This window comes from Dactylosporangium salmoneum (assembly GCF_039532525.1).
In the GTDB taxonomy this organism is placed as follows: domain Bacteria; phylum Actinomycetota; class Actinomycetes; order Mycobacteriales; family Micromonosporaceae; genus Dactylosporangium; species Dactylosporangium salmoneum.
Genome location: NZ_BAAARV010000046.1, coordinates 111,229 through 130,514, shown reverse-complemented (window position 1 = coordinate 130,514; position 19,286 = coordinate 111,229). Strand labels below are relative to the sequence as shown.

16 protein-coding genes and 1 pseudogene are annotated in these 19,286 nt (G+C 71.6%); 10 read left to right on the top strand and 7 right to left on the bottom strand.

Annotation, left to right across the window (positions count from 1 at the left end; translation table 11 throughout):
* Positions 1 to 102 precede the first annotated feature (102 nt).
* Positions 103 to 783, top strand: coding sequence for a hypothetical protein (locus tag ABD352_RS26640; protein WP_344615218.1), 681 nt, complete (start codon positions 103 to 105; stop codon positions 781 to 783).
* A gap of 153 nt (positions 784 to 936) precedes the next feature.
* Positions 937 to 2,112 (top strand): chitosanase, encoded by a 1,176-nt coding sequence (locus tag ABD352_RS26635; RefSeq protein ID WP_344615217.1) that lies wholly within the window; start codon positions 937 to 939, stop codon positions 2,110 to 2,112.
* 47 nt (positions 2,113 to 2,159) lie between these two features.
* Here ABD352_RS26635 and ABD352_RS26630 read toward each other — a convergent pair whose 3' ends face one another.
* Positions 2,160 to 2,522 carry a hypothetical protein gene (locus ABD352_RS26630; RefSeq protein WP_344615216.1) on the bottom strand — a complete coding sequence of 121 codons (363 nt, stop codon included), beginning with the start codon at positions 2,520 to 2,522 and terminating at the stop codon, positions 2,160 to 2,162.
* 154 nt (positions 2,523 to 2,676) lie between these two features.
* Here ABD352_RS26630 and ABD352_RS26625 point away from each other — a divergent pair, with 154 nt between their 5' ends.
* Both ABD352_RS26625 and ABD352_RS26620 read left to right on the top strand, forming a co-directional pair.
* On the top strand, positions 2,677 to 3,942 hold the full coding sequence (locus tag ABD352_RS26625; RefSeq protein WP_344615215.1) for an MFS transporter: 1,266 nt from the start codon (positions 2,677 to 2,679) through the stop codon (positions 3,940 to 3,942).
* Positions 3,943 to 4,150: 208 nt separating this feature from the next.
* A complete protein-coding gene (locus ABD352_RS26620; protein ID WP_344615214.1) occupies positions 4,151 to 5,440 on the top strand; it encodes an MFS transporter in 1,290 nt (429 codons plus the stop codon).
* A 94-nt stretch (positions 5,441 to 5,534) separates the two neighbouring features.
* Here the strand turns inward: ABD352_RS26620 and ABD352_RS26615 are convergent, their stop codons facing one another.
* Positions 5,535 to 6,362, bottom strand: a complete 828-nt coding sequence (locus ABD352_RS26615) for an ion transporter (protein WP_344615213.1) — start codon at positions 6,360 to 6,362, stop codon at positions 5,535 to 5,537.
* A gap of 399 nt (positions 6,363 to 6,761) precedes the next feature.
* Between ABD352_RS26615 and ABD352_RS26610 the strand changes: the two genes are divergently transcribed.
* Both ABD352_RS26610 and ABD352_RS26605 read left to right on the top strand, forming a co-directional pair.
* Entirely contained in the window at positions 6,762 to 7,886 is a 1,125-nt protein-coding gene (locus tag ABD352_RS26610) for an NHL repeat-containing protein (RefSeq protein WP_344615212.1), read from the top strand.
* A 141-nt stretch (positions 7,887 to 8,027) separates the two neighbouring features.
* A pseudogene (locus ABD352_RS26605) lies at positions 8,028 to 8,792 on the top strand (AfsR/SARP family transcriptional regulator); the annotation flags it as partial.
* Positions 8,793 to 10,873: 2,081 nt separating this feature from the next.
* Here ABD352_RS26605 and ABD352_RS26600 read toward each other — a convergent pair.
* The gene (locus tag ABD352_RS26600) at positions 10,874 to 11,686 is read right to left on the bottom strand and encodes an SDR family NAD(P)-dependent oxidoreductase (RefSeq protein WP_344615211.1); all 813 of its coding nucleotides are present in this window, start codon (positions 11,684 to 11,686) and stop codon (positions 10,874 to 10,876) included.
* 180 nt (positions 11,687 to 11,866) lie between these two features.
* Between ABD352_RS26600 and ABD352_RS26595 the strand changes: the two genes are divergently transcribed.
* The 3 genes from ABD352_RS26595 to ABD352_RS26585 all read left to right on the top strand — a co-directional run bounded on the left by ABD352_RS26595 (position 11,867) and on the right by ABD352_RS26585 (position 13,996).
* Positions 11,867 to 12,553, top strand: coding sequence for a FadR/GntR family transcriptional regulator (locus ABD352_RS26595; RefSeq protein ID WP_344615210.1), 687 nt, complete (start codon positions 11,867 to 11,869; stop codon positions 12,551 to 12,553).
* Positions 12,554 to 12,569: 16 nt separating this feature from the next.
* Positions 12,570 to 13,394, top strand: coding sequence for an ABC transporter ATP-binding protein (locus ABD352_RS26590; RefSeq protein WP_344615209.1), 825 nt, complete (start codon positions 12,570 to 12,572; stop codon positions 13,392 to 13,394).
* A gap of 200 nt (positions 13,395 to 13,594) precedes the next feature.
* The gene (locus ABD352_RS26585) at positions 13,595 to 13,996 is read left to right on the top strand and encodes an LppU/SCO3897 family protein (RefSeq protein WP_344615208.1); all 402 of its coding nucleotides are present in this window, start codon (positions 13,595 to 13,597) and stop codon (positions 13,994 to 13,996) included.
* A gap of 75 nt (positions 13,997 to 14,071) precedes the next feature.
* On the opposite strand, the gene ABD352_RS26580 is transcribed toward ABD352_RS26585, so the two are convergent.
* The 4 genes from ABD352_RS26580 to ABD352_RS26565 all read right to left on the bottom strand — a co-directional run bounded on the left by ABD352_RS26580 (position 14,072) and on the right by ABD352_RS26565 (position 17,980).
* On the bottom strand, positions 14,072 to 14,983 hold the full coding sequence (locus tag ABD352_RS26580; protein ID WP_344615207.1) for an NADP-dependent oxidoreductase: 912 nt from the start codon (positions 14,981 to 14,983) through the stop codon (positions 14,072 to 14,074).
* Between the two features lie 42 nt (positions 14,984 to 15,025).
* Positions 15,026 to 16,087: an NAD(+)/NADH kinase gene (locus tag ABD352_RS26575; protein ID WP_344615206.1), complete on the bottom strand. Its 1,062-nt coding sequence runs from the start codon at positions 16,085 to 16,087 to the stop codon at positions 15,026 to 15,028.
* 57 nt (positions 16,088 to 16,144) lie between these two features.
* Positions 16,145 to 16,894 (bottom strand): SDR family NAD(P)-dependent oxidoreductase, encoded by a 750-nt coding sequence (locus tag ABD352_RS26570; RefSeq protein ID WP_344615205.1) that lies wholly within the window; start codon positions 16,892 to 16,894, stop codon positions 16,145 to 16,147.
* 114 nt (positions 16,895 to 17,008) lie between these two features.
* On the bottom strand, positions 17,009 to 17,980 hold the full coding sequence (locus ABD352_RS26565; RefSeq protein WP_344615204.1) for a TIGR03557 family F420-dependent LLM class oxidoreductase: 972 nt from the start codon (positions 17,978 to 17,980) through the stop codon (positions 17,009 to 17,011).
* A gap of 116 nt (positions 17,981 to 18,096) precedes the next feature.
* On the opposite strand from ABD352_RS26565, the gene ABD352_RS26560 reads away from it, so the two are divergent.
* A complete protein-coding gene (locus tag ABD352_RS26560) occupies positions 18,097 to 19,245 on the top strand; it encodes an epoxide hydrolase family protein (RefSeq protein ID WP_344615203.1) in 1,149 nt (382 codons plus the stop codon).
* Positions 19,246 to 19,286: the final 41 nt, after the last annotated feature.

Here is a 19,286-nt window from a genome sequence, read left to right as displayed (position 1 = left end):
ACCCGCCACGGGCCCCGGCGAGGGCAACCCGACCCGCCCCGCCGGGCTGTCCTCCTCAACCCGCCACCGGCCCCGGCCGGGCAACCCGATTGGAAGAGGCTCATGCTCGACGCCGCAACACACACGACCACCACGCCCCGCCGCGCGACCGCGCTCGCGGCGGCACTGTTCACCGCGCCCTGGGGATTCGTCGTCGCCAACGCCGCGTACGCCTTGTCCACCCGGGACGGCGGCAGCGACAGCGACGGGGCCGGCGCCCTGGCGCTCGCCGCCGCGCATCCCGGGCTGACCCGGCTCTCCGCCCTGGCGGCGATGGTCGGCAGCCTGCTCATCGTGCCCGCCGTCCTCGGCGTCAAGCGGCTCGCCGGCGATCGCAGCCGCCGGCTCGCCGGCATCGCGGCGGCACTCACCGCGGGCGGCTACATCTGCTACTTCGGCATCGCCATGAACACCTTCGTCACGCTCGCCATGGCCGGCCACGGCGGCTCGACGGCCGGCTTCGCCGCGGTGCTCGACGACGCCCAGTCCGACCCGTCGGCGCTGTGGGTGTTCCTGCTCTTCGTCCTCGGAAACCTCGTCGGCACGGTGCTGCTGGCCGTGGCGCTGTTCCGCAGCCGCACGGTGGCCACGTGGGTCGCTGTCGCGCTGGGCGCGTGGGCACCGCTGCACATCGCCGGCCTGGTCGCCGGCACCGAGTGGTTCGAGGTCGCGGGGGCCGTCAGCCAGGCCGTCGCCCTGGCCGCGGTGGGGCGTGCGCTGCTGAACGCCCCGGCGCAACCCTGACCCGCGCCGGATCCGGCCCCACCCCGTTCCGTGCCGGTCGCGAGGCAGGAGCGGGGTGGTTGCCGGCATCATGAGCGCGTCCGGGTGTGCCGATGGCCACGCCGACCGGGTTTCCGACGGACGGGTGGGTTTGGCATGGCGGCACGGTGGACGGTGGCAGGGATCGCGGCGGTGGTCGCGGGGGTGGCGGTCGGCGCGCCGAGCGCGTACGCGGCGGACACCGTCGTGTCCAAGGGGCGGGCGGTGGCCGCGTCGGCGGGGAGTGCGGCGCGTGCCGTCGACGGGAAGACCTCGACGCGGTGGACGACGAGCGGGCGCGGCACGCAGTGGCTGCGGGTCGACCTCGGGGCCATGAGCGCCGTCAGCCGCGTCCGGCTGTCCTGGGGTTCCGCCTTCGCCAGGGTGTACCGCCTGGAGACCTCGGCCGACGGCAACACCTGGGCGCCGTTGTACGCCACCAGCACCGGCGACGGCAGGACCGACGACATCGCCGGGCTTCAGGGCAGCGCGCGCTTCGTGCGGCTGACGGCGACCCCGCGCGGCGCGAAGGGCCTCGCGCTCGGCGAGCTGGAGGTCTTCGGCCACCGGACCGAATCGGCGCCGGTGCCGGTCCCGGTGCCGGCGACGCGGGCGGATCTCGGTACCGACATCGCCATGCAAATCGTCTCCTCCGCGGAGAACTCCAGCCTCGACTGGCGGGCCCAGTACCAGTACATCGAGGACATCGGGGACGGCCGCGGCTACACCGGCGGCATCGTCGGCTTCTGCTCCGGCACCGGCGACATGCTCGAGGTCGTCGAGGCCTACACCGCGGCTGCGCCCGGCAACGTCCTGGCGAAGTATCTGCCGGCGCTGCGCAGCGTGAACGGCACCGCCTCGCACGCGGGCCTCGGTGCGGCCTTCGTCGCCGACTGGAAGAGCGCCGCGACCGACCCGGCGTTCCGAAAGGCCCAGGACGACGAGCGGGACCGGGTGTACTTCAACCCCGCGATCGCCCAGGCCAAGGCCGACGGCCTGCGGGCCCTGGGCCAGTTCGCCTACTTCGACGCGCTCGTCATGCACGGCCCCGGCAACGACGCCAGCAGCTTCGGTGGCATCCGCAAGGCGGCCCTGGCCAAGGCGAAGAGCCCGGCCCAGGGCGGCGACGAGACCGCGTACCTCAACGCGTTCCTCGACGCCCGGGTAGCCGCGATGCGCACCGAGGAGGCGCACAGCGACACGAGCCGCGTCGACACCGCCCAGCGCGTGTTCCTCGCCGCCGGCAACCTCGACCTGCGGGTGCCCTTGTCCTGGAAGGTGTACGGCGACCCGTACACCATCACCGCCTGACAGGCGACGCGGGCCCTGGCCCTGTGGCTCGCCCGCGACGTCGCCCGTCAGCCCGTGACCGCGACCGTGACGCCCGCGACGACGAGGAGGCCGATGTAGGTCGACGCGTGCACGCCGTCCGGGATGCGCGGCGGACGGCGCCGCATGACCGCCACGACCGGGATGGACCCGATCAGCAGCGCGATCGCGGCGGCCACGTCCACCGAGCCCACGAGGCCGGCGGCCGTCGGCGCGCTGCCGCGCATCAGCAGCGACACGACGAGCGCGGGCGCGATGATCGCGAGGGTGAGCGGGTTCGCAAGCGACACCGCGACCGGCATCGTGGCGCCCGCGCGGCGCGGGTAGTCCGTGCCGATAGGGAGGACGTCGACGGGGAGGTGGTCCAGCTCGTCGATCGAGACGTTGCGCACGGCTCCAGGCTAGTGGCGAGGTCTCGATGATCGCGCACCATCTTGTTCGACACTGCCCGGTTGTGCGTTGCGGCGCTGTACCGCCGGTCCCGCATCGTGCAGGCTAGGAGGCGCCGCCGAGGCCGGGCAGGCGTAGGCGAACGGGGAGGATGGCATGCGCGTCGATCGGCCCGAGCGGGCGAGGCGGCGGCTCGGCGCGCCGGCGTGGTGGTTCGTCGCCGGGTACGGGGTGTCCGCGGTCGGCACCGGGTTGTGTTATCCCTTCCTGGCCATCTATCTCAGCCAGTTCCGCGGGCTGTCGACCGGGGCGACCGCGCTGCTGCTGCTCGTCCTCGCCGGGGCGGCCGTGCCGATGTCGGTCGTCGGGGGCTGGCTCGTGGACCGGTACTCGCCGCGGGTCGTGGCGATCGCCGCGCTGCTGGTACAGGCCGTTGGCTGGCTGCTGGTCTCCGTCGGGTCCGGGTACGCCGCCGAGCTGGCGGCGGTCCTCGTCATCGGGGTCGGCACCGGCTCGTTCCTGCCTGCCGTGGTGCCGATCATCACCGTGCTCAGCGCCACCGACGAGGTCAAGGTTCGCACGATGTCGCTGCGGTACCTGCTGCTCAACCTCGGCCTCGGGGTCGGGGCCGGGCTCGGCGGCGTGCTGCTCGGCTCGGCCTCCGCCACCACGTACCAGTGGCTGTGCGCGGCGAACGCGATCAGCTGCGCGGCGTACGCGCTGATCATCGCCGTCCGCGTGCCGCTGCCGCGGGCCGAGGACGACGCCGCGGAGCACCGAGCCCGGCTCGTCCGGTTCCGGCCGGGGCTCAACTACGCCCTCCTGCTGGTCGCGCAGCTGCTGCTGGTCACCTTCGGCCTGGCCCAGGTGGAGAGCGGCGTACCGCTGATGGTCCGTACCGAGCTGTCCGGCTCCACCGCGCTGATCGGTGGCCTCTACGCCGTCGCCACGGCCGTGGTCCTGATCGGGCAACTGCCGGTGTCCCGCTGGGTGGAGCGGGTGCACAAGACGCGGGCCCTGATCACCATGGGGCTGGTGTGGGCGGCCGCCTGGCTGCTGGGCTACACCGCGGGAGCACTCACCGGCGGCCCCCGGGTCGCGCTCCTGTTCGTCATGATGGTCACGTTCGCGCTGGGCGAGTGCGCCTACAGCCCCGCGTTCTACACCCTCGTCGAGCGGATCGCACCGAAAGGCACACTCGGCCGCTCGTCCGGCGCGGCGTGGGCCGTGTTCCAGGTCGGCAACACCATCGGCCCGCCGATCGCGGTGTTCCTCGTCGGCGGCAACGTGCCGTTCTGGCTCGTCCTGGCGACCGCCGCCGTGGCCGCCGCGGTGCTGGTCCTGATCGTCGACCGGCGGATGCACACCACACCCGATGCGTCGTCGTCAAATCGCTTTGCGCGGCTGGCCGCCGATGGCTAGGGTCGGATAGCCGAATGACCCCCGCAAGGAGCTGAGGATGCCCGGTCGCCCGCGCACGCGTTGACGCATCGGCCGTACATCGGCCCGGTCATCGCGTGCTGCCCCGAATCGCGCGGCACAGCGAGCACACCCGTCTTCATTGTCACTGCGTCTTTCGCAGACGCGGTTGGACGGGCCCTTGTCTTCGGCTACCCCAAAGGGGTTTCCTGTGTCGTCCGCTTCCTCGGCGGTATCCGATTCCGGGCAGTCCGTTACATCGACGCTGTGGCGCAGCGCCGACTTCCGCAGGCTTTGGCTCGGTCAGACGGCCTCGCAACTGGGCGAGCACGCGAGCCTGGTGATCGTGCCGCTGCTCGCCGTCCTGACACTCGACGTCGACCCGGGCCAACTCGGCGTCCTGCGCGCGGTCGGGCAGGCGCCACTGCTGCTGCTGTCGCTCCTCGTCGGCGCGTGGGTGGACCGATGGCGCGGCCGGACCGTCATGGTGCTGGCGGACCTCGGCCGGACCTTGGTGCTCGGGGGAGCCGCCGCGGCCGCCGTCATCGGCGGGCTCGGGCTGCCGACGCTGCTCGTCGTAGCCTTCGCCGTCGGGACGCTGTCGGTGTTCTTCGACGTTGCCTATCAAGCCTTTCTGGTACGGATGCTGCCACGCGACCGGCTACTGCGCGGCAACAGCGCGATCGAGGGCAGCCGGTCCGCGGCCCAGATCGGCGGCCCGGCGCTCGGCGGGGCGCTGGTGTCGCTGCTGTCGGCGCCGATCGCGGCCGCCTCCAACGCGCTGCTGTTCGCGTGGTCGTTCGTGTCGATCGCGCGGATCCGGCACCGCGAGGCGATCCCCGAGCACGTGGGCCGGCCCGCCCGGCTGTGGCGGCGGATCCACGAGGGACTCCGCTTCGTCGTCGCCGACACCTCGTTGCGGACAATCTGCCTCGCCTCGGCCGCGTTCCAGTTCTCCTTCGCCGCCGTGATGACCGCCTACCTGATCTTCCTGACCCGGGGGCTGCACCTGCCGGGCGGCGCCGTCGGGCTCGTCCTTGCGGCGACCGGGCCGGGGGCGCTCGTGGGCTCGCTGCTCGCCGCCCGCCTGCCGAGCCGGTTCGGTTACGGCGCGGTGCTGGTATCCGCGGCGGTGATCGGCGACGGCGTGCTGCTGTTCGTGCCCGCGCTGCACGGCCCCCCGGCGGTGACGATCCCCCTGCTCATCGCGGTCAACTTCGGGTACGGCACCTTCGGGCAGCTGGTCAACGTCACGGTCATGGCCGTCCGGCAGGCCGTGACCCCGGACCGGATGCAGGGCCGGGCCGCCGCGACGATCACGTTCGTCGGGATGGGCCTGACCCCGCTCGGCTCGCTGCTCGGCGGCTTCCTCGCGGGCGAGCTGGGGCTGCGCACCGCCATCCTGGTGGCCGGTGCCGGCATGATGCTGTCACCACTGCTCATGGGCCTGTCCCCGCTCGCCCGCCTCGGCCGGGAACTTCCCCTGCCGGAGGGCGGCTGACAACGGCTTCCGCGGCGCCCGCCCGCCGGCCCACGACCGGGGCTGAGCAGGCTCGACCCGCTCACTGCGGCTGGAGCACGACCGATCGGGAACATTACGTGCCGCCGGGCCCACGGTCGATGCGCAGATCCCGCTCCAGCTCCTGCACGAGCGCGCGCAGGTCATCGAGGCGCTGGCTGACCGCGATCCGGTCGATCTCGTCGGGCACGCCGTCGCCGTCGACGTCGTAGTCCGGCGACAGGCCGTCGGTCATCTCGAGCCGGCGGGCCTCCTCCATCGAGTTCACGATGACGGCGATGAGGATGTTCATCAGCAGATTGGCGGTCAGCAGCACGTAGCTCACGTAGTAGACGAGGGTCCAGGGTGAGAACTCCACCCCCTTCTGGATCAGGTCCGGCAGGTTCTCCAGGGACAGCAGCACGAACAGCGTCAGCACCGCGCGGCCGATGGTCCCGTAGTCCTGCGGATAGACGTCGCCGAAGATCAGCCAGCCGGCCATCCCGTAGACGTACAGCGACACCAGCGCCAGGGCGAGGAAGCCACCGACGCCGGGGAGGCTGCGCAGCAACGCGGTCACGATCGTGCGCAGGCCGGGGGAGAAACGGACCAGGCGGACCACGCGGGCGATGCGGATGACCCGGAGGGCAGCGGAGTCGCCGTGGAGGCCGGGCACGAACGCGGACGCGATCACGAGGAAGTCGAAGACGTTCCAGCCCTGCTTGAAGAAGTCCTGCGGCCGGCGGCCGTGGGCGAGGATGCGGATCGCGATCTCGGTGACGAACGCGATGCGGAAGCCCCATTCCAGCTCGTCCAGCGCGGTGCCGATCGCGCCCGGGTGCGGATAGGTCTCGACGGCGAGGACCAGTGCGTTGGCGCCGACCAGCAGCACGATCGCCACCTCGAACGCCCGCGACTTCGTCACGCCGGAACACCATCTCGCCACGCGCGCCAGATCGATCATCGGATGATCTCACCGTTGTGGACCATCGGTCGGCAAGTGGCGGCTCACGCGCGCTGCCGCCGGCATGCTCGCAACGGAGGACCACTGGCGAGCCGCGTGGGGGCAGAAAACGTACATTCTGCATATCCAGCGTATTCTCGAACCTATCCACTGATTTCGCATCCACGCCCGGGATTGTGCGTTTCCGCCGGAGGAATCCGGGAAGCGACGGCACCGCGACCCATGAACCTCAGCTGCTGTATGTCCGGGCGGAGGCGGGCGCATTCCTGGTTGACCCTGGCGATCGGAGAGCCGCGCGCAATTGCGGGCTCCGGGCGCCCGAGTCGCATGATCCACGAGCGTAGGAAGGCAACACGAATCGTGAGGTTCACAGCAAAGGCCGGCATTTTCGCGGCGGCGACCGCGCTGGCGGTCGGAGCGTTCGCCCCGAGCGCCGGCGCCCATTCGACGGACGACTGGCACTTCGGGGCACCGTTCATCAATCAGTTCAACAAGGTCGACGTCGTCGCGTCGACGGTGCCGGACAATGGGGACGTCAATCCGTACGGCGTCGCGGTGGTCCCACGCAGCAAGGACAAGCTGCACAAGGGCGACGTGCTCGTCAGCAACTTCAACAACTCGGACAACAAGCAAGGCCTGGGCACGACGATCGTGCAGGTCAGCCCCGGGGGCAACGTCAGCCTGTTCGCCCAGATCGACGCCGGCAGCCTGCCGGGCGCGTGCCCGGGCGGCGTCGGGCTGACCACCGCGCTCGTGGCTCTGCGTACCGGCTGGGTGATCGTGGGTAGCCTGCCCACGACGGACGGCACCTCCGCGACGGCCCAGCCGGGCTGCCTGCTTGTCCTCGACAGCACGGGTACCGTCCGCGAGACGTTCTCGGGCAACGGCATCAACGGCCCGTGGGACATGACCGCTGACGACCGGGGCGGGCTGGTCAACCTCTTCGTCACGAACGTCCTCAACGGGATCGTCGGCGGCCAGCCTCCCACCACCAACCAGGGAACCGTGCTGCGCCTCGAGCTGAAGATCGAGGGCGACCGGCCGCCGGTCCTGCGCAAGACCACCACTATCGCCTCGGGCTTCACGGAGCAGACCGACCCGAACGCGTTGATCATCGGCCCGACCGGGGTGGGCCTTGGCAAGGACGGCACGCTGTACGTCGCCGACACCGTCGCCAGCCGCATCGCCGCCATCCCGTTCGCGGGCGTGCGCTGGACGAGCGCGGGCACCGGCCGTACCGTCACCGAGGGCGATCACCTGAACGGCCCGCTCGGCCTGGCGATCGCGCCCAACGGCAACGTGCTCACCGTCAACGGCGGCGACGGGAACATCGTCGAGACCAACCCGCTGCTGAGGAAGCAGGTCGCGTTCCGCACCCTCGACGACCTCGGCGCGGGCGCGCTGTTCGGCCTCGCTGTCGCCCCGGACAACCGCGGCGTCTACTTCGTGGACGACACCAACAACGAGCTGCGAATTCTGCACTGAGAACCGGACGTCACCGGTGGCTTCCGGGCAGGTGGTCGAGCCTGGCTGAGGCTGAGGTGTCATACATACGGCTGACAGCCGAATCGTGCATTGGGAACCTTTGGGCTAGCTGACAAAGATCCAGACTGCACGTGAGGTGTCGTGAACATTGCCGTTGCATCCGATGCCCGGGTGGACCTGACGCTCGGTGTGCTCGGCCCGACCGTCGTGCTGCACGACGGCCGGGCCGTCGCCGTCGGCGGCCCGGCACCGCGTACGTTGCTGTGCCGCCTGGTCATCGCCAACGGCCGGTTCGTGTCGATCGACGCGCTGGTCGACTGCCTGTGGCCGCACGACCCGCCGCCGAGTGCTCGGATCACCGCGCAGGGTTACCTGTCGGTCCTGCGCCGGGCACTCGAGCCCGGCCGTCTGCCACGGCAACCGGGACGGGTGCTGACCCGGGACGGCGCCGGCTACGCGCTGCGGCTGGAGTTGGTCACGCTCGACGCCGACCGGTTCGGCACGGCGGTGACCCAGGGACGGGACCTGCTGGCCGGCGGCGACGCCAGGTCCGCGCTGGTCCGCTTCGATGAGGCGCTGGCCCTCTGGCGGGGGCCGGCGTACGCGGACTGCGCGGACCACGAGTTCGTGGTCGCGGAGTCGCAACGGCTCCAGGAGCTGCGGACCGGTGCCGTGGAACACCGCCTGGCCGCGCTGATCGCGTTGGGCGCGCACGAAACGGCCGCCGCCCAGCTGCGGGCGTTCCTTGCCGAACACCCGCTGCGGGAGCGGGGCTGGGCGTTGCTGGCGCAGGCGCTGTACCGGGCGGGCCGCCAGGGGGACGCGCTGGCGGCGCTGGGAGACGCGCGCCACCGCCTGATGGACGAGCTCGGCGTCGAGCCCGGACCGGAGCTGGCCGCGTTGCACCACGACATCCTGGATCAGGCGTTCACGCCGGTACCGTCACCGTTCATCGACCGCGGCGGTGCCACCAGGAGCTCGAGCAACCTGCCGCATTCGATCTCGGCACTGGTGGGGCGGGTCGGCGAACGGCAGGTGGTGTCCGACCTGTTGAGCCGGCACCGCCTGGTCACACTCACCGGCGCGGGCGGCATGGGCAAGACGAGGCTCGCACTGGCGGTGGCCGCTGCACGCCGGGACGCCGACGGCCCGTGGTTCGTCGAGCTGGCCGGCCTGCACGAGCCCGCGGTGCTTGCCGGGCGGCTCTGCGCGGCGCTGCAGATCACCGGCACGGGTGGCCTCGACACCCTGATCGCGGCGCTGCGCTCGCGTGCGATGCTGATCGTCCTGGACAACTGCGAGCACCTGGCCGACGCCGTCAGTGCGCTCGTGTCCGCGTTGCTCAGCGCCTGCCCGAATGTCCGCGTCCTGACCACCAGCCGCCAATCGTTGCGCGTCGACGGCGAGCATCTGTTCGAGGTCCCGCCGTTGTCGAGCGGCGTCGAGGGCGAGGCGGTCGCGCTGTTCATCGCGCGGGCCGCCGCCGTGCTGGGCGGATGGTCACCGGGCGCGCAGGAGCGGCGTCTGATCGCCCGCCTCTGCGCGGCCCTCGACGGTATGCCACTGGCCATCGAGTTCGCCGCCGCGCAGTGCCGCGTCCTGTCGCCGCGACAGATCCTGGAGCATCTCGACGACCGGTTTGCGCTACTGGCGGGGGAGCGCACCAGCTCGCGGCACACCACGCTGCTGGGTCTGATGGACTCGTGGTACGAGCTGCTCAGCGACCCGGAACGGGAGTCGCTGCAGGCGCTGGCGGTGTTCGAGGGCGGTTTCGGGTTGCCCGCGGCCAAGGCGGTGACCGGGCGGAGCGACATCCTGGTCGACCTGACCAGCCTGGTGGAGAAGTCGCTGGTGACCGTCGTGACCGTGGTGAACGGCGACGATCGGCGTTACGGGATGCTGGAGACCATCCGCCAGTACGCGTTGCGCCGCACACCCGCCGAACGTCGTGACGCGCTGGGCGGCCGGCACACCGCCTGGATCCGGGAGTTGGCGGACGTCGCCGGCGACGAGCTGCGCGGGCCCGACAGCCCCACGTGGATGCGGTTGCTGCACATCGAGAGCGACAACGTGCGTGCGGCGATGCGCAGGGCGAGCGCGGCAGGGGACACTGCGGCCGTGCTGCGCATCGCCGGTGGACTGTACTGGTTCTGGTACCGGCAGGGCCGCGTCGATGACGGTCTGCACTATCTGGAGCCCGCGCTGCGGCAGGCCGATCCGCGGATCCACGGGCACGCGCTGGCCGCCCGCGCCGCCATGGGGCTCGCGCTGCTGCGATACGTCAGCGGAGCGCGTGGCCAGGTCGCGGAGGCGTTGGCGGTGGCCGCGCGACACGGTGCCGCCACCGAGGACCTGGGGGTGCGGGCGCAGGTCCTCGCGACGATCGCGTACTTTGAGGCCGGCGACGGCGCCGTGCACGCGGCGGTGCAGCACGCGGCCGAGGCACTGGCACTCGCCCAGCTGGTGGGTCACCATGCCACGGCGGCGGAGGCACTGATGTGTCTCGGCGAGGCACAGCGCCGCTCCGGCCTGGCGGTGCAGGCCGAGGCGACCCTCGCCAACGCCCTGCGCGAGGCCGGCCTGTGCGGTCACGGCTGGGCGACGGTGTCCGCGCTGTGGTTGATGAGCAAGGTCGAGCTGTCGCTGGACCGGCCCGGCCAGGCGGCGGTGCTGGTCCGGCGGATGCTCGAGGAGGCCCACCGCGGCGCGGACACGACCGGGTGGCTGGTGAGCGTGGCGATGCACGCGCATCTCATGGCCCGCGCGGGCCGGGCCGAAGACGCGGCGGAACTGCTCGGCACGGTGCGGTCGCTGGGCGATCGCGTGGGATACCAGGCCGAGGCGATGGACGCCGAACTGGCGGGCTACCTCGCGGAGATACCGTCGGGCAGCCCGCCGGACCGGTTCGCGGCGGCTGAGGCGCGCGGACGGGACCGTTCGGTGGAGCAGACGATGGCCTGGCTCCGGTCAGCCCCGCCGTTCGGGGATCAGCGGGTCGAGGGCGTGGTGGTCGCCGGCGAGCTCGAGTCCTCGGGCAGCTGGACGCCGGTGAGGTTCCCGCAGTGCGCGAGCAGGTCGTCCAGCAGTGCCGGGTCCAGGCTGGCCTCGGACGGCCGCCAGTCGCGCTCGCTGAAATAGTGCCCGCTGACCAGCACGTCGGGATCGGTGCCGGTAGCGAGGCGCACCTGGGCCCGCGCGGCGTCGCCGGGGCTCGTCGGCGCCATGTCGCCGCCCATCTTGGTCCGCACCCACCCGGGGTCGACCGCGTTGCTCAGGGTCCCGGGCCAGCGACGGGCGACGGCGACGGCCAGCATCAGGTCCAGCAGCTTGGAGGTGGAGTACACCTCGGTCCCGTTCCACGGGCGACTGTCGTACTGCAGGTCGGCGAGGTCGACGACACCGTCCGCGGCCATCGCCGATGACACGAACACGAGGCGCTCCGGCTGGGCGAGCAGTGCCGTCAGCAGGTACGGCGCGAGCACGTTGACCTGGAAGGTCGACTCCAGCCCGTCGCCGGTCAGTTCCCGCTCCGGGCTGTCCAGCCGGGCGATCCCGGCGTTGTGCACGATGGTGTCGAAGCGTCCGAAGGCGGCCAGCGACCCGGCGAGCGCCTTGGTCTCGTCGAGCGAGCGCAGATCGCCCACCGCGATCCCGGCCGCCGCCGGGAACGCCGCCTTGGCGATCGCCGCCCGTTCCTCGTTGCGGGCGTGCAGGACGACGCGATGCCCCTCGGCGAGGAGCTGGGCCGCGGTTCGCATGCCGATGCCGTCAACCGAGCCGGTAACAAGAATGTTGCGCATGAAGTCCCTTTCGTCGTGTGGCGCTCCACGATGGCGGCAACGGTTGGGAATCGGCTGGAACTTCGTTGGAGGCTCCCGCCGTACAGATGTCAGGCATTTGCGTTACAGTTGCGTCCTGACCCGGGCTGACGGGTGAAAGACGGAGGCGACCATGACCCGTTCGGCAACGGAGCGTTCCTGATGCGCGGGCCGGTTCGGGGGGTTCCGCTGGCCACGCAGGTCAGCGACGAGTTCCGCCACCTGATCACCTCCGGGCGGTGGCCGGTCGGGCGGAAGATCCCCGGCGAGCACGACCTGGCCGCCGAGCTCGACGTCAGCCGGGCGACCGTGCGGGAGGCGCTGCGCGGACTGAGCATCACGGGCCTGCTGGAACCCCGGATCGGCGACGGCACCTACGTGCGCGCCACCAACGAGATCACCGGGCTGCTGGCCCGCGACGACCTGTCGTCACTCGAGCACGTCCTCGACGCCCGGGCCGGCCTCGAAGCCGCCAGCGCCCGGCTCGCGGCCCAGCACGCCACCCCGGCGGCGCTCGCCGACCTGGTGTCGGCCTTCGACGCGAGGAGCCGTGCGCACGACGCCGGCGACCTGACCGCCTACTCCAAGGCCGATGCCGACTTCCACCGGGCGGTCATCCACTCCAGCGGCAACCCGCTGCTCATCCGGCTGCACGCCGCGGTCGCCGAGCTGATCGAAGCGTCCATCGAGCGCACCGCCGTGCTGCCGGAGGATCCCGAGGTCGGCGCCACCCATGCCCGGCTGTTGCGCGCGATTCAGCACCACGACCCGCAGGCCGCCGCCGACGCGGCGTACGCGCTGAGCGCCTCGGTCAAGTCCGCCGCACCCGAACCGTCCGAACAGCCCTGACCCCGTGAGGTTCCCCGTGACGCACAGCACCTTCCCGCCGACGATCCTCGACCTGGCCGACGTGACCTTCCGGCGGGACGGCAAGCAGATCCTGCACGGCGTGTCCTTCACCGTCGCCCGCGGCGAGCACTGGGTGATGCTCGGCCCGAACGGCGCGGGCAAGAGCACCATCCTCGGCTTCTGCGGTGCGGTCACCCACCCCACCACCGGGACCGTCGACGTGCTCGGCCACCAGCTCGGCCGCGTCGAACTCCAGGCCCTGCGCCGGCGGATCGGCCACGTCAACCCGCGCCACCCGTTGCGTTCCCCGCTGACGGTCACCGAGGTCGTCCTGACCGGCATCACCGGCTCCATCGAGACGCCGATGCGCTGGCGGCCCACTCCCGCCGAGCTCGCCCGTGCCCGCGAGCTGATCAGCCTGCTCGGCCTCGACGGCAAGGCCGAGGACATCTGGCCGACCCTGTCGCAGGGCGAGCGTGGCCGCACGCTGATCGCCCGGGCCCTCGTCGCCGACCCGGCACTGCTGCTGCTCGACGAGCCTTCCACCGGCCTCGACGTCGCCGCCCGCGAACAGCTGCTCGACACCATCGACCTGCTCACCCGTACCCATCCCGACCTCACGTCGGTCCTGGTCACCCACCATCTCGAGGAACTGCCCGAGACGACCACCCACGCACTGCTGCTCTCCGGGGGCCGGATCGTCGAGGCGGGCCCGACCAGCGAGGTGCTCACCAGCGAGCACGTGACCGCCACCTTCGACCACCCGATCGAGGTCGAATACCGCGACGGACGGTGGATCGCCCGCACCGCGAAGACCAGGGCCACGCAACGACGAGGCTGAGCGCGGGCCGGCGGCGTCACGTACCGCTGCCTGCAGCGTTACATCGAGCAACCGGAATGGGAGCCGCCCGTCCGTACCCGCGCCGATGCAGTCCGTGCAGGCGATCAAGATCACATGTCAGAAAGCGGACGACCCCTCGACGAACCGGTTTCGACCCGGTAGGCCTACCCGGTACACATTCAACGGGAGGCACCAATACCATGACCACACCCCAGCAGCAGCAGCCGCCGCAGGAGCAGCAGCCCCTGCAGCAGCCCGTCGCGCCGCAGCCGGCCAAGAAGGGCATCAAGGTCCCGCGGCTGGTGATCTCGCTCGTCGTCCTGGTCGTGCTGGGCGGCGTCGGCTGGTACCTCAGCCGCGACGACGCGCTGAACGCCAAGGTCGGCGACTGCCTGCACCAGAAGGGTGCGAACGACCTGTCGATCGTCAAGTGCGACAGCGCCGACGCGGACTTCTCGGTGCTCGGCCGGGTCGAGAACAAGACCGAGAGCGAGGTCGACGCGAAGGACGTCTGCGACCAGTGGGCGGACACGTCGGCCACGTACTGGGAGGGCAAGCCGGGCCAGAAGGGCACGGTTCTCTGCCTGAAGGCCACCAAGTAAGACCCTTCGTGGTACCGCGGGCCGCCACCCGGCCCGCGGTACCACTGCGGTCAGGGCGCCGCCGTCACCGCGCCCTCAGGGGACGAGCACGAGTTTGCCGTGAACATGGCTTCCCTGGCTGAGCCGCTGCACCTCGGCGGCGCGTTCCAGCGGATAGGTGCCGGCTACCGCGGTCGTCAACCGGCCGCGCGCGGCCAGCTCCGCCAATGCGGCCAGGTCGCCCGTGGACCAGTCCTTCGGCGTGCCGGCACTGAACGTCACGCCCAGCTCCGCGGCGGCCGGGTCGGCGATGGTGATGATCCGGTCGGTTCCTCCGCGCAGCACGATGGAGTCGTGGAGCGCACCCTTGCCGGCCACGTCGAACACGGCGTCGACCTGCCGGCCCGATGCGCGAACCCGCTCGACGAGGCCCTCACCGTAGAGCATCGGGATGGCGCCCAACGACCGGACATAGTCCTGGTTCTCTTCGCTCGCGGTGCCGATGACCGTTGCGCCGCGGGCGACAGCCAGCTGCACGGCGATGGTCCCCACCGACCCGCTGGCCCCGTGGATGAGCACGGTCTCGCCGGCTCGTACTCCCAGGAGGTCCAAGCCGCGCTCGGCGGTCTCGCCGGCGGTGGGCAACGTGGCCGCATCGGCGAACGACAGCCCGGCCGGGATGTGAGCGATCCGGCTGGCCAGGGCGTACTCGGCGTACGAACCGGCCGGGGCGTCGGCCCAGCCGAGCACCGGCTCGCCCACCGCAACATCCGTCACATCTTCCCCGACCGCGTCGACGACGCCGGCGACGTCGATGCCGGGGATCGCCGGCAACGTGGTCGGGATGATGGCCTGCATCGCGCCGGATCGGATCGTGGAGTCCACCGGGTTGACCCCGCTCGCACGGACCCTGATCCGTACCTGCCGCGGTCCTGGATCGGGCACGGGAACCTCGGCCACGTGCAGCACCTCCGGGCCGCCGAAGGTGTCGAACCGTATCGCCTTCATGTCGCAGGTCCCTTCATCGTCGGTCGCGTAGTCGCTCGGACCTCAGCGGATGTCCGGTGGGCCGGGGTGCCTGAGGTCCTGCGGCAGCGGTTCGGCCGGGCTGTACATCACCGGTGCGGAGCCGTCGGCGAGGGCGGCCGGCGAGTCCGTCAGCCGGAACCGGTCCCTGACCCGGCCGAGGAAGTCAACGTCCGCCAGGCGCAGGAGCTTGGCGCGCCGGGGCCCGGCGTAGACGGAGACCCAGTCGCCGGGGTCCAGCACGCCGCGGAGCTGGCCGTCGAGGGTGACGGCCACCCGCCCGGATCGCTCGAGGACCCGGACGGCGACACGCTGGTCCCGCGCGGCGAGGACGAGGCTGCGGTTGAAGACCATGTGCGGGGCAACCGGCGTGAAGACCAACGCGTCGAGATGTGGCGAGACGATCGGGCCGCCGGCGGCGAAGCTGTACGCGGTCGACCCGGTCGACGTCGCGATGATCAGCGCGTCGGCCGAGTAGGAGGCGAAGAGCCGGCCGCTGACGTAGACGGCGAGACTCGCCTGACGATTTCGCACGAGCTTCTCGAAGACCACGTCGTTGAGCGCAATCACGTCGAGCGGCACGCCCCAGCCCACCTGCGTCGCATCGCTCGGACGAACCCGCGGCGGCGGTAGCGCCGGGCCACGGCCGTAGCGCAGCAACACCTGCATGTCAGAGGGGATCTCCAGCGGGCGCGAGGCCCGCATGGTCAAGGTGAGCCGGGCGTCGACGGCGAACTGCCCGGTGTGCACGGCGTCGAGCGCCGCGGCGACGTCGCTCGCCTCCACCTCCGTAAGGAATCCCACGCGACCGACGTCAACGCCCAGCACCATCGCGTCGATGGCGGCCGCGACCCGCACGCCCCGCAGGAACGTGCCGTCGCCGCCGACAGTGACGATGAGACCCGGGTAGCCGGCGCGCGCGGCCTCGTCCGCCGGGCTCAGGCGGCCGCCCTCGGGCGAGGAATCCCATACGTCGATGTCGACGCACTCGATGCCCCGCTCGCCGGCCCAGCGGCGGACGTCCCCCGCGGCCGAGAGCGCCGCCGGCCGGCCGCCGTGCACGACGAGCCCTATCCGATCAATCATGGACGCTCCTCCAGTGCATCCCGTCGGCGGACGGGGCGGGAGCCGGCGATCGGAGGTTCAGACCTGGACCAGCCCGCCGTCGACGAAGAGCTCCGCTCCGGTGGTGAACGAACTCTGGTCCGAGGCGAGGAACACGGCTGCGGCGGCGACCTCGTCGGCGCGTCCGAGCCGGCCGAACGGCACCAGGTCTCCCATGGCGTCCGCCAACTGCTGGTCGCTCTGCGCCGTGGCCCCCAGGCCGCGGATGCCGGGGGTCTCGATCGGGCCCGGGCTGATGGCGTTGACCCGGATGCCGCGGCCCGCGAGCTCGGCGGCCCAGGTGCGGGCGAAGTTGCGATCGGCGGCCTTCGTGGCGCTGTAGACGCTCATCGCCTCCACACCCATCGACGCATTGGTGGACGCGAGCACGATCACCGAAGCGCCACGCGGCATCAGGGGGAGTGCCTTCTGGACCGTGAAGAGGGTCCCCTTGACGTTGACGTCGAAAGCCCTGTTGTACTGCTCCTCGGTGATCTCCCCGAGCCGGGCCAGCTCGCCGATCCCGGCGTTGGCCACCACCACGTCCAGCCGTCCACTGCGCGTCTCGATGGTCGTGAAGAGCCGGTCGAGATCAACGAGCCTCGACACATCGCCCTGGACGCCGATGGCCCGTTCGCCGACGGCTTCCACGGCCGCGTCCAGCTCCTCCTTGTGCCGGCCGGTGAGGTACACGACGGCGCCTTCGGCGGCGAACCGGCGAGCGATAGCCAGACCGATTCCGGCCGAACCACCGGTCACCAGCGTCGTCTTCCCATCGAGCTGTCCCATGACGCCCACCTCCTTGAAACAACGAGTTGCAACAACGAGTTCGGCTACCTCTGCGCGACTTGATACCGGTCCCCACATCCCGCATCCACGCCGTGCCCACCGCGACGACACGCGTCAGGCGCCGACGGTCTCCCGCCGTCGCACGCGGGGCAGGACCTCGGTGGCGTACATGCTGCAGAACTCTTGGTAATGCGGGCCGACGTTGGCGACGTACACCTCGTCGTAGCCGGCCCTGTCGTACTGCTCGATCATGGCCAGGTGGCGGTCGGGGTCCGGGCCGAGCACGACCACGTCCTTGAGCATGTCCGGCGTGACCAGGCGGCTTGCCTGCTCGAAGTGGCGGGGTGACGGCAGTACCACGGTCAGTTCCCCGGGTAGGGCCATGTTGCGCCACTTCTCGTGCGCGATGCGCAGCGCCTCGCCCTCGGTCCGGGCGTAGCACCCGAAGAAGGCGGCCTGGGTGGGTTTGGATCCGCCTCCGCCGGCACGGAACCGCTGCACCAGCTCGGGCTCCGGCGTGACGCCGATGTACCCGTCGGCGATCCGCGCGGCGAGCTTGACGGCCTTCGGTCCGAGGGCGGACATGTACACCTTCGGCGGCTGATCGGGCAGCGTGTAGATCCGCGCGTTCTCCACGGTGTAGTGCGCACCGTGGTGAGTGACGACCCTTCCGGTCCACAGCTTGCGCATGACCTCGACGGCCTCTTCGAGCATGGCGAGGCGGACGCCGGCCGGCGGCCAGGGGTCGCCGAGGATGTGCTCGTTGAGGGCTTCACCGGTGCCCACTCCCAGGGTGAACTTCCCGCCCGTGAGCACCGCGCTGGTCGCCGCAGCCTGGGCGACGACCGCCGGGTGGATGCGAACCGTGGGACAGGTCACCGCGGTGGTGATCGGCAGTGAGCAGACCTGGCTGAGCGCGCCGATCATCGACCAGACGAACGGGCACTGGCCCTGCTCGTCCAGCCAGGGATGGTAGTGGTCGGAGATCCACAGCGCCTCGAAGCCGGCCTGCTCGGCCGCCGTGGCCCGTTCGATCAGGTCCGCCGGCCCGTTCTCCTCGCAGGACAAGACATACCCGAGCCTCATACGGGCTGGCCTACCCGCTGCCGCACCGACTACGCCACCCCGGCCGAAGGGGGACCGGCGGGTGAGCGGGCCCGTAACGACCCGGCGGCGGCACCCGCCCGGCCTACGGTGGCGCCGTGGAGGAGTTCACCGTGAACGTCCCCGACGACGCCCTCGACGACCTGCGGCGCCGGCTGACCCGGGCGCGCTGGCCGGAACCGGCGACGGTGCCGGACTGGAGTCAGGGCGTGCCCGCCGGCTGGCTGCGGGAGCTGTGCGACTACTGGGCCGGCGGCTACGACTGGCGCCGCTTCGAGCACCGGATCAACAGCGTGCCGCAGTTCGTCACCGACGTGGACGGGCTCGGCATCCATCTGCTCCACGTCCGGTCGCCGCAACCGGACGCGCTGCCGCTCGTGCTGACACACGGCTGGCCGGGCTCCGTCGTGGAGTTCCTCGACGTCCTCGGCCCGCTCACCGACCCGGTCGCACACGGCGGCGACGCCGCCGACGCCTTCCACGTGGTGTGCCCGTCGCTGCCCGGGTTCGCGTTCAGCGGGAAGCCGGTCGAGCCGGGCTGGGGACCGCCCCGCATCGCCGCGGCGTGGGCGGTGCTGATGAGCCGGCTCGGCTATGAGACCTTCGGCGCGCAGGGCGGCGACTGGGGTGCGACGGTGACGACCCACCTGGCCGCGCAACATCCCGACCGTGTCGTCGGCATCCACCTCAACTTCGCGCCGCGGGCCGTCCCACCGTCCACAGCGGACACCGCCGAGGAGCTGACCGACTTCGAACGGCGCAGCCTCGCCGACCAGGCGTACCACAGGGCATGGGGGAGCGGCTACGCCCTGGAGCAGGCGACCCGCCCGCAGACGATCGGCTACGCGCTGGTCGACTCGCCGGTCGGCCAATGCGCCTGGATCGCCGAGAAGTTCTGGGCGTGGACCGACCACGCCGGCGACCCGCTCACCGCCCTGACCCGCGACCAGATCCTCGACGACATCAGCGTCTACTGGCACACCGGGACCGGCGCCTCATCGGCGCGCATCTACTGGGAGGACGGGTTCGCGCGCGGCGGCGGGTGGCAGGTCCCGCGGGTGAGCGTGCCGGTCGGCGTCTCGGTGTTCCCGAAGGAGATCACGCGGCCGTCGCGGCGCTGGTGCGAGCGGCAGTACGCCGACCTGCGCTTCTACGAGCAGCCCGACCGGGGCGGCCACTTCGCCGCGTTCGAACAACCGGACCTGTTCGTCGACCAGGTGCGCCGTGCGTTCCGGGAGATGCGCTAGCACAGGGTGCGCCCGCGCTGGCGCGACCGAGGGCGGCCGCG